This window comes from Janthinobacterium sp. PLB04 (assembly GCF_021165895.1).
Lineage (GTDB): Bacteria > Pseudomonadota > Gammaproteobacteria > Burkholderiales > Burkholderiaceae_D > Janthinobacterium > Janthinobacterium lividum.
On the sequence record NZ_CP088968.1, the window covers coordinates 5694292 to 5708640 of the forward strand.

Here is a 14349-nt window from a genome sequence, read left to right on the forward strand (position 1 = left end):
AAATACGGTTGATGTATGGTCTATGCGCTAATCGCGTGCCAGCGGCGGCAAATCGACGCCGCAGTTCTTGCAGAAATTGGCATCGTCATCGAGCCCTTCTTTCAGGCACGTGGGGCAGGTACGCGTGGTCACCAGCTTGGAACTGCGCTGTACCGTCATTTCCGCGCTGATAATGCCGGTAGGCACTGCCAGGATGCCCCAGCCGAGCAACATCATCAGCGAAGCGATGGTGCGCCCGATGTCGGTGCGCGGCGTGATATCGCCGAAACCGACCGTGGTCATGGTGCTGATGGCCCAGTATATCGACGTGGGGATACTGCTGAAACCGTTTTCCGGCCCTTCCACGACGTACATCACAGTACCCAGCAGAAAGACCACCATCATGACAAAAGACAAGAAAATGAGAATCTTGCGCCGGCTGGCCAGCAAGGCCCGCCCCAGCACCGTGTACTCATGCACATACGACGTGAGCTTGAGGATACGGAACATGCGCAGCAGGCGCAAAATGCGCACGTCGATCAGCACGTGCGCGCCCGGCAGCAGCAAGCCGATGTAGGTCGGCACGATGGCCAGCAAGTCGATAATGCCGAAAAAACTCTTGGCGTAGCGCACAGGATGCTGCAGGCACGACAGGCGGGCGAAATATTCGATGGTAAATAAAATGGTGAAAAACCATTCCAGCGCCGTCAGCCAGGTGCCATAGCGCTCGGCCACGGAGGCGACACTGCTGAGCACGACCACCGTCACGCTGATCAGGATGGCGGCGATCAGCAGCAGGTCGAAGGCGCGACCCGTGCGCGTTTCCGCCTCGAAAATGACGGTGTACACCTGCTCGCGCCAGCCCCGCTCGGGCTTGCCATATTTCTGCTGCGTTTCCTGCGCCGCCAGTTGCTGCGGCGTCAGGGGCGCCGCGCCGCTCTTCGTCGCGGCTTTCATGTGGGTAGTGTGCTCATATACTATTATTGTATAGATAATTGACAAAGCACGGCGACACGCACGGTTGGGCTACAGGTTTCATTACAACAACACTACGATAGCTTTTTCGCCAGCAGCACGGCATTGCGCCGGTCGCGCTCGGCCTGCACGATGTCCGTCGTGCGTGCTTCCGAGATGCCCACCGTGTGCAGCACGGTGGCCGTCAGCTGCAGCGCCGATTCCAGCGCCTCGGGCACGACCACGGTAGCGCCCGCCTGTATCAGAGCCACGGCATGCGCCTCGTCGCGGGCCCGCGCATACACGGGCAGCTGCGGATATTCGCGGCGGATCGATTTCACGGCATGCAGCACGGACGCCGCATGGTCCATGGTCAGCACCACGGCGGCGGCCCGGTCCGCATTGACCTTTTGCAACAGTTCCGCGCGCGACGCATCGCCGAAATACACGGGGAAACCGCGCGGATGCAGGGTCGTCACCAGGCGCGCATCGTTTTCAATCGCCACATACGCGATATCCTGCTCCGTCAGCACCTTGGCCAGCAACTGCCCCACCCGGCCGAAGCCGGCGATGATGACGGTGTTGCCCTGCGGCGGCAGCGCGCCGTGCGCCAGGTCGGCCAGCTGATGGTGGTGACGCTGTTCCCACCAGTTGCCGAAAGCGCGCGCCGCCTTGGCCAGCGCCGGCGTGGCGAACAGGCTCAGGCCCACCACCAGCATGACGAACTGCGCCACCTGCGGGCCAATCAGTTTCGTGCCGAGCGCATACGCGACGACGATGAAGGCGAATTCGCCGCCCTGCCCCAGCAGCACGCCCGTTTCCACGGCGCGCCCCCAGTGAAAGCCGCCGATGCGGAAAATCACGCTGATGACCAGGGTTTTCAAGGCAAACAGGCTCAGCACGGCCAGCGGAATCAAGATCGGCGACTTGAGGATTTCGCGCACGTCGATCTGCATGCCCACCGACATGAAGAACAGGCCCATCAGCAAACCTTTAAAAGGCTCGATCGTCACTTCCACTTCGTGGCGAAATTCCGTTTCCGCCAGCAGCAGGCCGGCCAGCAAGGCGCCCAGCGCCATCGACAGGCCTGCCAGGTAGGTCAGGCCCGCGATGCCCAGCGTGCTGAGCAGGGTCAATGCCATGAACACGTCGGGCTGGCGTTTCTTGACGAAAAACTGGAATAGCGGGCGAATGACCCTGCGCCCCAGCAGATAGATCAGCAGGATGGCGCCGGCCGATTTCACGGCCGCAAAGCTGAGCAGATACGCGAGGTCGTCGCTGCGCCCGCTGGCGAACACGTCGATCAGGATGAACAGCGGCACCACCATCAAATCCTGGAACATCAAAATGGAAAAACCCGCCTGCCCGGCAGGCGTCTGCAGGGAACGCTGGTCGGTCAGCAACTGCATCACCACGGCCGTGGACGACAGCGACAGCACCAGGCCCAGCACGATGGATGCTTCCAGCGACAAGCCAAAGTAATACGCCACGCCGCCGATCAGGCAGGCGCTGACCGCCACCTGCCCCACGCCCGCGCCAAATACCCAGCGCCGCAACGCCCACAGCCGTTCCGTCGACAGTTCCAGCCCGATCATGAACATCAAGAACATCACGCCCAGCTCGGCCAGGCCGCTGACCTGCTCGGCACGCACGAACGAGAAATATGTCAGCCACGTGAAGTCGCCAGCCCACAGGCCAAAACCGAACGGGCCGAACAGGGCGCCGACGGCCAGGAAACCGAGGACCTGGTTGACCTTCAGGCGTTGCAATAGCGGAATAAAAATCCCGGCCAGGGCGAGAAACAGCAGGGTTTCCCGCAGATACGGTAAGGCGTGTTGCTCTTCCAAGATAATCCTAATTGAATGGCATTCATGCTGAATTTACAATTGTCGCATGCTGAGCAAGGGCACAGCAGGCGCATCCGCGATATTTTTTCCACAAGGCAACATAACCGCTACTTGCCATCCGCTTTCGGCGGCGCCAGCATGTCGGCGCGGGGGCGGTCCCAGCCCGGCACGTAGGCGGGGCATGGCCGGCCACGGAACTGCTGCAATTCGACCGTGGTGAAATTGGGCAACATGCCGGGATTGAAGCGCACGTCCGTCAGCTTGTCCGCGTTCAATCGGGGCATGCGGGCAAAGCGGAACCAGGCGTCGACATAGCAATTGTCTTCCTGCAGCGCGCGCAAGGTGGCCAGGCTGCCTTCCGCCTTGGCCGACACGGCGATGCCGGGCGCCAATTGCTGGCCTTGCTTACCCGTTTCCACCAGGCCGGCCGGGCAGGCGGCGGGCGCCAGCGCATCCGGCAGCAGGCTCAGGGTGCCGCGTCGCAAGGTGTACATGTCCGTTTTGCTGTCGAGCGAGACATAGATCCAGCACAGCGGGTTGCTGGGAAACGCCGTCATCGCCACATCCCACACGCGCGTGCCGGGATCCAGGCGCTGCACGGCCGCCTCGATGCGCGCGCGGCCGAGGGCCGAGGCCACGCCCTGCGTGCCGATGAACGTGGCGGCCAGCGCGAAGGCCAGCAGCAACGGTCCGCGTCCCCGCTCGCCGGCCCGTCCCTGCAGCACGGCCAGGACCACGCCCAGCCCCAGCAGCATGGCCAGCGAAGCGGGCGCCAGGTAGGTTTTATAGGTGAAGAAACACAGGGCCGCCGCCAGTCCCGCCAGCAGCACGCTTTTGACGATGCCGTAGTGCAAGGACATGATCACGGGCACGCCCAGCAGCACCCAGAACATGGGCTCGATAATGAAGACCATGTCGCCATACAGCCAGCGGCTGTCAAACGGGTAAAACGGGTGCAAGCCATAGGAATTGAGGAAATCCATGCCCATGTGCAAACAGAATCCCAGCAACAGGCAAGCCGCCAGGCCGATGCGGGCGGGCACGCTGCTTTTCAGCAACCGGCGCGCACCGGGCCATAGCAGCCACAACAGGGCCAGCAACAGCAGCGCCTGCGGCAAGGCCAGCAGCAAGGTATGCGTGTGGCCGCGGTGGTGCAGCATGTAGCCGAACGGGCGCGGCAGCAATCGGGTGAGCACCAGGTCCAGGTCCGGCGCGTTGCTGGCAAACCAGGCCGAAAATAAAAACAGCGCGCGCCGGGTGCGCTGGGCGGGGGCCTGCGGCTCGGGCGGCAGGCTGCGGTGTACCAGTTCGCCGACCCCGAGGCCGATGACCGAATGCGTAATATTATCCATCGGGCAATTTTACAGGACGTGCGCGTGCGCTACAGCTTTTCCAGCTCCGGCCCGCGCATGCCGACCAGCAAGGCGCGCCCGTCCGGCATCACGCGGAACTCGCCATAACGGGCTTTTTCCCAGCGCGCCGCCTCGCCTTCCTTGAAGAACCAGGCATCGCTGACCAGCACCCAGTTGCCATCCTTCGGCGTCAGCTCGAGCAGGAATTCGCCGGGCGCAAGGGCTTCCCTGGTGTACGGGCGCAGCAGTTCCGCCACGCCGCGCGCATCGCGCGTGGCCACGACGAGGGGCCGGCCAGGCGCCCGGTCCACGCTGGCCAGCGTGCTCAGGACGCCAAGGTTGACGAAATTGAGGCGCATGTAGTCGCCCTGCATCAGCGAGCGGGGATCGACGGGTTCCAGCGCCACGAAGATCGCTTGTCCTTTGGCAATCAGCTGCTCTTTTTGCCAGATGCCGCCATTAGCGACCAGCAACACCAGCAGCAAGCCGCCCAGCACGCCCAGGCGCGCGGCGCGGTGTTCGGTGGCCACGCCCGCCGGTTTGCTTTCCACCAGGTGCAGCACGGCGCCGCGCATGGCCAGCCACGACAGGGCGCACAGCACGGCGCCAGCCACGGCCAGCAACGCCGCCTTGCTGGCCAGCGGCCAGGCCAGCTGATAATAAAAGCTGCCGAGTATCCATGCGGCGGCCAGCGCGGCCGCCACGGCCACGCGGGAGCGCCCGCTCGTCAGGCAATACGCGAGGATCAGCAGCACGGGCCCCAGCGCCGGCATGAACCAGGACAGCACGACCAGCACCAGCGCCACGCCGATGGCGGGCAACTGGCGCAACGCCGGCCAGCGCCATCCCGTCCAGGCGGCAGCCGCCATGGCCAGCACGAGCGACACACCATTCAAGGCTTGCACATACCAGGCGCCGGCCTGGTGCCGGGTCACTTCGCGCGCCACTTCGCCGGCAAAACCACCGCCCAAGGCGCCGCCCAGCATGAAGGTCATGCCGGACCAGAAAACCAGTCCCAGCAAGATTGCCAGGACCCACCCCGTCGACAGCGATTCCAGGAAGGCGGCGACGGACGCGCCGCGGCCATCGTTGAAGGCTTGCTTCTGCAGCCAGTGGGCGCCCAGCCAGAGGGCCAGGGCCAGCATCCAGGCCAGATACAGCTGCGTGGGGTCATTTTCGAAAATAAAGTCGCGCGTGCTATCGACGATGCCCAGCCCCAGCAAGCCGCAGGCGACCAAGCCCAGCAGCACCCGCAGCCAGTCGCGCGGCAAGGCGGCGGCCACCACCAGGCATGCCAGGCACAGCAGCAGCGACGCCGTCTGCGTGGAATAGTCGCGGTACAGGGCATAACCGAGCAAGCCGCCGCCCACCAGCAGGCATGGCACGGCCAGCTGTTCGACGAACAGCACCACGCCGCGCGTGCGGATCAGCAGCACCGCCGCCACCAGCACGATGGCGGCGACGACATACGCGCCGGGTCCGTGGCGCACGACGCTTTCCAGGCCCACGCCCAGCGCAATAATCAGGGGAATGGCGGCCAGCCAGGCGCCGAAGGCCGTCATCAGCACCAGCGGCCACGGCCGTACATCCTGCACGGGACGGGTGGCGTTGGGCGGCAGCAGGCCGGCGCGCGTGGCGTCGTCGATCAGGGTGGCGAGCGCATCGGCTCGTTGACCATGGATAGTGTTCATGCCGCCTCCCGGCGCGTGCGCCACAGGATGCCTTGCACGGTCAGCGCCAGCAGCACGGCGGCCAGCAAACCCAGCATGGCCAGCGCGCCGACGCCATCGCCATGGCCGTTGAACAGCACGTGCGTCAGCCCTCCCACCAGCAAGGTGTTGATACCGAGCGCGACGGCGCTCAGGCCGAACACATCAAAGAACCGGCCGGTGGCCAGCAGGACGCCGGCGACGGCCAGCAAGCCCAATCCCGCCCAGTACGGCGACTCGATATCATTGCCGAACAGGGCGCTGACGCCCGTGCCCGTGATAAGGATGGTGGCCAGTACCAGGCCCAGGCGCAAGGCCCAGCTGCCCGCGCCCGTCCAGCGCGCCAGCAGGGGCGAGACAAACGCACAGGCAAGCAGCACGGCCAGCCAGCCGCTGACGAAAATGGACAGATCGGCCGAATCGATGCGCCAGCTGTGGCGCGCCTGCGCCTGCATCCACAGGGTGGCAGCCGTCGACAGTATCAGCATCCATGGCGTCCACAGCACGTCGCTGCGCGCGACCAGGCACAGGGGCAAGGCCAGCACGGCCCACAAGGCGAACAGCTGCCACGGGTCGGCGCCCGTCTGGTACGTCTGGCCGAAATACGCAAACAGGCCGCCGATGGCCAGCAAGGCCAGCAGCAGCAAGGGCACGCGCGCCTTGGGCACGGCGAAAGCGCCCACGCAGGCGGCGGCCAGCACCCCTTGCAGCAGGGCAAAGCGGCCCATGCGGCCCAGCTCTTCCCAGTTGGCGGCCACCCAGCAGATCAAGCCCATGCCCAGCAGTGCGGCGCCCAGCACGGCCACGCCGCGCGGCAGCCAGTAGGCCAGGCGCGCGGGTTCGCGCTGAAAGCCGGCCACTTCCTGCAACTGCCGGGTTTGTAGGGCATCGAGCGCATGGTCCGAGGCGAGTTGGTACACGGCGAGGCGTAAATCCATCGTCTGCTTTCTTTGTCAGGAAATTGGGGGAGTCAGGTCAGCGCTCGACGCTCACGCCGCGCCAGAAGGCGACGTGGCCGGCAATTTGCTTGGCGGCATCCTTGGGCTGGGGGTAATACCAGGCCGCGTTGGCATTCGTCTGGCCACCGACGACGAGGTCGTAATAGCTGGCCGCGCCCTTCCACGGGCAGATGCTCGTGTGGCTGCTGGGACGCAGGTATTCCTGCGTCACCGACGATAAAGGAAAATATACATTGTTTTCAACGACTTGCACCTGCGCATCGGTGGCTTGCGCGATGACAGCGCCATTCCAGCTGGCTGTTGGCATTTGACTATCCTCCTTCTGCGCCGAGTGTAGCGCAAAAAGTCTGCCATGGCGCGCGCCATTGGCGCCCCGCTCAAGCGCCGGCGATGATCTGGCGCAAGGCTTGCTCGAACACTTCAGGCGGCTGGCCCCCGGAAATCAGGTGGCGCTCGTTGATGATGACGGCAGGCACCGAGTTGATGCCGTTCTGCTGGTAGAACTGTTCCTGCGCGCGCACCTCGTCCGCGTAGGCGTTTGATGCCAGCACCTCGGCCGCCTTGACGGTGTCCAATCCCACCTTGCCGGCCACGGCCAGCAGCACCGCATGCGAGGATGGATCCTGTCCCTGCGTGAAATAGGCATCGAACAGCGCCATCTTGAGTTGCTTCTGACGCCCTTCCAGCCCGGCCCAGTGCAGCAGACGGTGCGCATCGAAGGTGTTGTAGATGCGGCCGCGCTTGTCCATGGCAAAGGTAAAGCCCAGCTGCTCGCCGCGCGCGCGGATCGCTTCGCGCGACTGCGCCATCTGTTCCGGGGTGGAGCCGTATTTGCGGGCAATGTGTTCGCCGATATCCTCGCCTTCGGGCGGCATATTGGCGTTCAACTCGAAAGGCTGGAAGTGGATGTCGGCCTGGACGGTGTCTTGCAGCTTGTCCAGCGCCTGCTCCAGCGATTTCAGGCCCACCACGCACCAGGGGCAGGAAACGTCGGACACGAAATCGATACGGATGGGGGTGGGTGTGGCGGGAGTGGAACTCATGGTGGGCAGCCTTTGCGCGAGTCGGTGGCGGCCGCACCGCGCGGCGCCGCAAGCACAGCATATGCGTGCGGGCCGCGGGAAATCAAGCGCTTACTTCTTCTTGACGGTCGCCTTGGCCGCATCCTTCTTGCCGCCGATCTTGCTTTCCTTACCGGAGAGCAAGTTCGCGATGTTCTGGCTGTGGCGGTAAGCCAGCAGCACGCTCATGACAATGACGGACAGCAAGATGGAATCGACGCCGAACAGCAAGCCATAGTAAAACGGCGCGAACAGGGCCGCCACCAGCGCTGCCAGCGAGGAATAGCGGAAGGCATAGGCGATGATCAGCCAGGTAGCCAGGGTTGCCAGGCCCAGCCATGGATTGATGCCCAGCAGCACACCGAGAGCCGTGGCCACGCCCTTGCCGCCGACAAAGCGGAAGAACACGGGCCACAAATGGCCGAGGAAAACGGCGATGGCCACCAGGGCCACGGCCGTGTCGCCCACGCCCAGCGCAGTGGCAAAATGGTCGGCCAGGAACACGGCCAGCCAGCCCTTGGCGCCATCGCCCAGCAGGGTCATGATGGCTGCACCCTTGTTGCCGCTGCGCAGCACGTTGGTGGCGCCCGGATTTTTCGAGCCATAGGTGCGCGGATCGGCAATGCCGTAGACCTTGCTCATCACCACGGCAAACGATATCGAGCCGAGCAAGTAAGCGGCCACTGTCATTGCCACGGTTGTGATTACTGGATTCATTTCTTCCCTTTATTGTGTTTATTACACCAGCATCGAGGCTGGCGCAGCAGAATATACACCATGGCCGATGCCCGGTAACAGCCTGTCGTCCATTTCATTAATCCTGCAGGGCGCACTGCACCGGCTTGGCTTGCAACAAATCAACAAGCACCTGCGGCGCCAGCGAGACGAGGAAGCCGCGCCGCCCGCCATTGATATAGATGCGTTCAAGCGCCAGGATCGATTGCTCCACGTACACGGGCATGGCCTTTTTCGTGCCGAACGGCGACGTGCCGCCGATCATGTAGCCCGAATGGCGCTGCGCCACCTCGGGCTTGCACGGCTCGACGGACTTGCAGCCGATGCCACGCGCCAGATTCTTGGTCGACACCTTGCAATCGCCATGCATGAGCACGATCATCGGCTTGGCCGCCTCATCCTGCATCACCAGGGTCTTGATCACCGCATGCTCGGGCACGTTCAATTCGCGCGCCGAGACGCTGGTGCCGCCGTGCTCCTCGTACGGATACGGGTGTTCATCGAAGGAAACTTGATGCTTGCGCAGCAACTGCGTCGCCTGGGTCTCGGAAATATGCTCTTTTTTAGCCATGCGTGATACGCTGATCGTTCAGTGAGGAGTGCTAATTATGCAGGAAGAAATCCGCTTTGCCACATTCAATGTCTGCAACCTGGCCCCCGCCGGGGCGAAATTGTATGACAACTTGGAACCGTTGAGCCCGGCGCAATACGCGGCCAAGGCGGAGTGGACGGCGCGGCAGATCGACCTGCTCGACGCCGACGTGATCGGTTTCCAGGAAATTTTCTCGCAAGCGGCCTTGCGCGACGTACTGTCGCGCACGCGCCATTACCGCGAAGCCACCCTGGCCGGCTACGATGCGATGGATGCCGCCGGACGCATATTGCCCACGGTGGCGCTGGTGTCGCGCCTGCCGCTGGCCGGCGCTGGTGTTGCCTGGGCGAATTTTCCTGCCGGCGTGAGCGTGCCTGCCGACAGCCATGTCCTGGATGACAATGCTTGCCGCTTCGCCCGCGCGCCCCTGCACGTCCAGGTCATCTTGCCTGGCGGACAACTCACGGACGTGGTCGTCGTGCATTTGAAATCACGCCGGCCCGACTACCGCCATGGCGACGGCAACGATGCCATCGCCTACGCGCTGGCCAACCTGCGCTCGCTGCAGCGGCGCGGCGCGGAAGCCGTGGCCCTGCGCGTGCTGGCAAGCGAACTTGGCCACAGCGGCCGCCCCCGCATCGTGCTGGGCGACTTCAACGACATCGCCAATGCCGTCACCACGGCCATCGTCATGGGGGCGGGCGGGCCGTGCGAACCACATGGCGACATGCCGGAAATGCGCGCGCGCCTGTACGACGCCAATGCCATCCAGCTGCGCCAGGATGCCCTGCGCCACGTGGGCTACACGAATATCCACGACAGCACCTACATGACGATCGACCACATCCTTGTGTCCGAACATTTCCACGCCGCCTCGCCGCGCGCCATCGGCGTGGTGCAGGAAGTGGGTTATCTCAACGACCATTTGCTGCTGGGCTTGCCGCATGCATCCGACCATGGCCAGGTGCTGGCACGCATCAAGCTGCTGGGAAATATCCACTAATGCAGCAACCTCGCCAGCGCGCTGCCCTCGACTTGCGCGCTGGCATAGCGGCCCTGGTATTGCTGGCAGCCCTGCCCCCGCAGATACGCCAGCTGCTGCGCCGTTTCCACGCCTTCGGCAATCACCGTCAATTGCAGCGCGCGCGCCATGGCGATGATGGTGGCGGCGACGACCGTGTCGGACTCGCCTGCCGCGCCGTTCGCGGCGGCGGGCAGGAACGATGGATCGATCTTGAGTTTATCCACCGGGTAATGGCGCAGATTGGCCAGGCGCGAATAGCCGGTGCCGAAGTCATCGATGGCCAGCCTGGCGCCCAGCGCGCGCAGCTGCGCCAGCACCCCGGCCAGGCGGGCGCCGCCCTTCATCAGCAAGGACTCCGTCACTTCCAGTTCCAGGCAGCCGGCAGGCAAACCCGACGCGGTCAGTGCCTCTTGTACGCCAAGCAATAAATTATTGTGCAGGCATTGCGCCGGCGACAGATTCACAGCCACGTGCCAGGCATGGCCCGCATCGTGCCAGACCCGCGCGCGCAGGCAGGCGTGGCGCAGCACCCAGTTGCCAATCGACACCATCAAGCCGCATTCCTCGGCCACGGCGATAAAGCGCTCGGGCGGCAGCACACCCAACTGCGGGTGGCGCCAGCGCAGCAGCGCTTCGGCGCCAACGATCTGCCCGCTGGCAACATCGAGCGCGGGCTGGAACTCCAGCACGAATTCATCGCGTCCCAGCGCTTCGCGCAAGCCCTGCTCGAGGCTGGCCCGCTCGACGATTTGCGCATTCATCTCGGCATTGAAAAACTGGAAATTGTTGCGCCCGCTTTCCTTGGCATGGTACATCGCGATGTCGGCGTTATGCACGAGGGTATCGATGCTGTCGCCATCGCTGGGAAAGATGGCCACGCCGATCGAGGTCGACACATGCAGTTCGTATTCGCCCAGCTGGTACACCTGCGTCACGGCATGCAGCAGGCTGGACGCCACATGGGCCACCTGGTCGATGCCGCCCACCTCGGCCAGGATGATGACAAACTCGTCGCCGCCATGCCGGCTGACCGTATCGACGCCGCGCACGCAGCGCACCAGGCGCCGCGCCACTTCCTTGAGCAGCAAGTCGCCCACGTGGTGGCCCATGCTGTCATTGATGTGCTTGAAATGATCGAGATCCAGGTACAGGATGGCCAGCATGCTCAGCTTGCGCCGCGCGGCCGCCAGGGCCAGCGACAGCCGGTCCAGCAGCAGCACCCGGTTCGGCAAGTCGGTAAGGAAATCGTGCTCGGCCAGGTGGCGCGTGTGCTCCTCGTTTTTCTTGCGCTCGCTGATATCGCTGAGAATGGCCAGGTAATTGCTCAATTGCCCTTGCGAGTCGCGGATGGCCGTCAGCGACAGCCAGGCCGGGTAGCGCCCGTCCGCCTTGCGCTGGCCCATGATATCGCCTTGCCAATAGCCATTCGCATCGACCTCGTCCCACACGTGGTCGAAAAACGCCGGCGCATCCGGCTCCACGCCGTGCAGGACGAAGGGCTTGCCCAGCATGTCGTCCAGGCTGTAGCCGCTGATCTCGCTGTACGCGGGATTCATGCTGACGACCCGCTGCTGCGGGTCCATCACGACGATGGCGACACTTGCATGCTCGATGACCTGCATCGACAGGTACAGGGCCCGCTCGGCAAGTTTGCGCGAGGAAATATCACGGATCACGGCGTAAAACAGATAGGTATGGTCGAGCGTGACGGAAGTGAGCAGCACTTCGCCCCAGAACAGCTCGCCGCTGCACGTCTGATAGCGCCAGTCAAAGCGGCAATTGCCGTCGGCGTGGGCCTGCGCCGCCAGTTGCGTGCCGCTCAACGATGACAATTCGCCATCGGGCTGGCGCAAGGGCGAAAAGTCGCTGAGGCGGCGCCCCAGCAGGCGTTGCCGGTCTTCACATTGAAACAGGGCAATGGCGGCCGGGTTCGCCTCGGCGATATGCTCGTCGCGCAGCAGCAGGATGGCATCGGCGGATTTCTGGTACAGCTGGCGGAAATTGTCGCCCATCAGCAACAGTGCGCCCTGCGCGGCGCCATCCTGGCCGCTGGCCGTGATGTCGACATCGATGCAGACCACTTGCCGCACTCTTCCGGACTGGATGACAGGAAACACGGTGGAACAGATGCAGCGCGGCGCGGCCCCATCGGCATCCAGCTTCCACAGGCGCGTGCTGCGCGCCTTGCCGCTGTCCCACACGGCCGCCAATTCACCGGCAACCTCCTCGGCCATGGTGGCGGCGTCCGGCAGCGAAGCGGCCACCCTGGCCCACGGCTGACCCAGCGCCAGCTCCGCCGTCACGCCATACAGGCGCGCCGCGCCAAAGCTCCAGTAGCGCACGATGCCATCGCGGTCGATGCCGCGCACGGCCAGGCCGGGCGCCTGTTCGACGGCGGCAACAATGATGGACAGCAAATCGAGCGCCTTGCCGGCCGGCCCCGCCTGCGGTTCGGCAGCGGCCAGCAAACGGCCCGGCGACGGGGCGGCTCCGACAATCCGATCAGACATCAGGCCCCCCGTGGCGCGGCAGCGCGGCAACCGGCGGGCGGATGGCCTGTCCGGTGGCGCAACCATCCCGACCATTCTTGCGCGCCCGCGAATCGGCTTCTTGAGGATGCGCAAGCATCGTGACGCGCACCGCGGGCATGCCGGCAGTGGTTCCGGTCGCCGTTTTTTGCATTCCAGCCCCGATTTTGTGCAATCTGTCGCACGGCGATGGCGGCCAGACTTGAATCTTCCTAAAGTGGCAACATGCGCATCGCCGTGAACGACCGCAGCGGCAGGCGTGCTGCCTGCGGCCGCCACGGTGATGCGCTACCCGAATTCTCCCGGCCAGCGACAGGCCGGGTCCGCACCGAGACCTGGCGCCGAACCCCTGCGCCGCTCCTGACTAAAAAACCTATGAAAAACGAGACCCTGCCCCCCGCCTCCCCCCTTGCCGCCACGCGCCGCCGGCGCTGGCGCACCCCCGTGCTGATCCTGGTCGTGCTGGCCCTGGCCGGCGGCGGCTGGACGGTGATGCAATCGAAGCAGCAAGCCGCCAAGGCTGCCGAACTGCAAGCGAGCAAGAAGAAGGAGCAGGACAAGACGCCCGTGCATGAACTGGCGCAGGGCGACGTGGCCGCCATCGATGCGCGCGCGCTGGCAATCAGCCTGCCCCTGTCCGGCTCGCTGGCGCCCTTGACCCAGGCCACCATCAAGGCCAAGGTTTCCGGCGTGATCCAGGAAACGACCTTGCAGGAAGGCCAGCATGTGGCGGACGGGCAAATCCTCGTGCGCCTGGATGCGGCCGACCAGCGCGCCCGCCTGACGCAGCAGCAAGCCATGCTCGACGAAGCGCAGGCGCGCCTGTCGATGGCAAGCAAAAACGAGGCCAATAGCCAGGCCTTGCTCAAGCAAAAATACATTTCGCAAACGGCCTACGACACGACGCAAAACTCCGTCGACCTGGCGCGCGCCAGCGTCAAGTCCGCCGCTGCCATGGTCGACATCGCCCGCATCGCGCTGGCCGACACGGTGATCCGTGCGCCCATGGCCGGCATCGTCAGCAAGCGCCACCTGCAGGCCGGCGAAAAAGTCTCGCCCGACATGCCCGTCTACACCATCGTCAACCTGGCGCAGCTGACCCTGGAAGCGCCCGTGCCCAGCGCGGAAATCCCCCGCATCAAGCTGGGCCAGGACGTGCACTTCAAGGTCGACGGCTTCGGCGCGCGCGACTTCGCCGGCAAGGTCACGCGCATCAACCCCACCACCGAGAGCGGCTCGCGCGCCATGCTCGTCTACATCGCCGTCGACAATGGCGATGGCGCGCTGCGCGGCGGCATGTTCGCCAAAGGCAGCATCGTCACCGAGCGCTCATCCGTGGCGCCGCTGGTGCCATTGACGGCCGTGCGCAATGAAAAGCAGGGTCCCGTCGTGTATGCGCTGGTGAACAACAAGGTGGTCGCCCAGCCCGTCACGCTGGGACTGCGCAACGAGGATGAAGGCTATGCGGAAGTGACGTCCGGCCTGGTGCCGGGCGCGAAAGTCATCATCGCCAAGCTCGATGGCGTCAAGCCGGGCCACAGCGTGACCTTCGCCGCACCGGCTGCCGCCCCTGCCGCGCCGGCAGCCGTGCTGGCACGGAAGGACTGAG

Annotated in this window: 12 protein-coding genes; 2 read left to right on the top strand and 10 right to left on the bottom strand. The window is 64.6% G+C overall.

All coding sequences use genetic code 11. The annotated features are described in order from the left end of the window. Positions 1 to 27: 27 nt before the first annotated feature. The 9 genes from LSO07_RS25155 to ybaK all read right to left on the bottom strand — a co-directional run bounded on the left by LSO07_RS25155 (position 28) and on the right by ybaK (position 9167). Positions 28 to 936, bottom strand: coding sequence for an ion transporter (locus tag LSO07_RS25155; protein WP_034779933.1), 909 nt, complete (start codon positions 934 to 936; stop codon positions 28 to 30). Positions 937 to 1028: 92 nt separating this feature from the next. Then, on the bottom strand, positions 1029 to 2780 hold the full coding sequence (locus LSO07_RS25160) for a cation:proton antiporter domain-containing protein (RefSeq protein WP_151096914.1): 1752 nt from the start codon (positions 2778 to 2780) through the stop codon (positions 1029 to 1031). 107 nt (positions 2781 to 2887) lie between these two features. Continuing rightward, positions 2888 to 4132, bottom strand: a complete 1245-nt coding sequence (locus LSO07_RS25165; protein WP_151096915.1) for a metal-dependent hydrolase — start codon at positions 4130 to 4132, stop codon at positions 2888 to 2890. A 29-nt stretch (positions 4133 to 4161) separates the two neighbouring features. Beyond that, on the bottom strand, positions 4162 to 5823 hold the full coding sequence (locus tag LSO07_RS25170; RefSeq protein WP_151096916.1) for a GDYXXLXY domain-containing protein: 1662 nt from the start codon (positions 5821 to 5823) through the stop codon (positions 4162 to 4164). Then, positions 5820 to 6779, bottom strand: coding sequence for a DUF2157 domain-containing protein (locus LSO07_RS25175; protein WP_151096917.1), 960 nt, complete (start codon positions 6777 to 6779; stop codon positions 5820 to 5822). The genes LSO07_RS25170 and LSO07_RS25175 overlap by 4 nt, the downstream gene beginning before the upstream one ends. A 37-nt stretch (positions 6780 to 6816) precedes the next feature. Next, positions 6817 to 7107, bottom strand: coding sequence for a DUF427 domain-containing protein (locus LSO07_RS25180; RefSeq protein ID WP_151096918.1), 291 nt, complete (start codon positions 7105 to 7107; stop codon positions 6817 to 6819). A gap of 70 nt (positions 7108 to 7177) precedes the next feature. Continuing rightward, a complete protein-coding gene (locus LSO07_RS25185) occupies positions 7178 to 7843 on the bottom strand; it encodes a DsbA family oxidoreductase (RefSeq protein ID WP_070254336.1) in 666 nt (221 codons plus the stop codon). A gap of 90 nt (positions 7844 to 7933) precedes the next feature. Then, on the bottom strand, positions 7934 to 8578 hold the full coding sequence (gene plsY, locus LSO07_RS25190; protein ID WP_225317417.1) for a glycerol-3-phosphate 1-O-acyltransferase PlsY: 645 nt from the start codon (positions 8576 to 8578) through the stop codon (positions 7934 to 7936). A gap of 97 nt (positions 8579 to 8675) precedes the next feature. Then, a complete protein-coding gene (ybaK, locus tag LSO07_RS25195) occupies positions 8676 to 9167 on the bottom strand; it encodes a Cys-tRNA(Pro) deacylase (protein ID WP_151096919.1) in 492 nt (163 codons plus the stop codon). 37 nt (positions 9168 to 9204) lie between these two features. Between ybaK and LSO07_RS25200 the strand changes: the two genes are divergently transcribed. Further along, positions 9205 to 10191, top strand: coding sequence for an endonuclease/exonuclease/phosphatase family protein (locus LSO07_RS25200; RefSeq protein WP_099388985.1), 987 nt, complete (start codon positions 9205 to 9207; stop codon positions 10189 to 10191). On the opposite strand, the gene LSO07_RS25205 is transcribed toward LSO07_RS25200, so the two are convergent. Next, on the bottom strand, positions 10188 to 12722 hold the full coding sequence (locus LSO07_RS25205) for a sensor domain-containing protein (RefSeq protein ID WP_151096920.1): 2535 nt from the start codon (positions 12720 to 12722) through the stop codon (positions 10188 to 10190). The two genes, LSO07_RS25200 and LSO07_RS25205, sit on opposite strands and share 4 nt — an antisense overlap. 393 nt (positions 12723 to 13115) lie before the next feature. Between LSO07_RS25205 and LSO07_RS25210 the strand changes: the two genes are divergently transcribed. After that, a complete protein-coding gene (locus LSO07_RS25210) occupies positions 13116 to 14348 on the top strand; it encodes an efflux RND transporter periplasmic adaptor subunit (protein ID WP_034779962.1) in 1233 nt (410 codons plus the stop codon). Position 14349 lies beyond the last annotated feature (1 nt).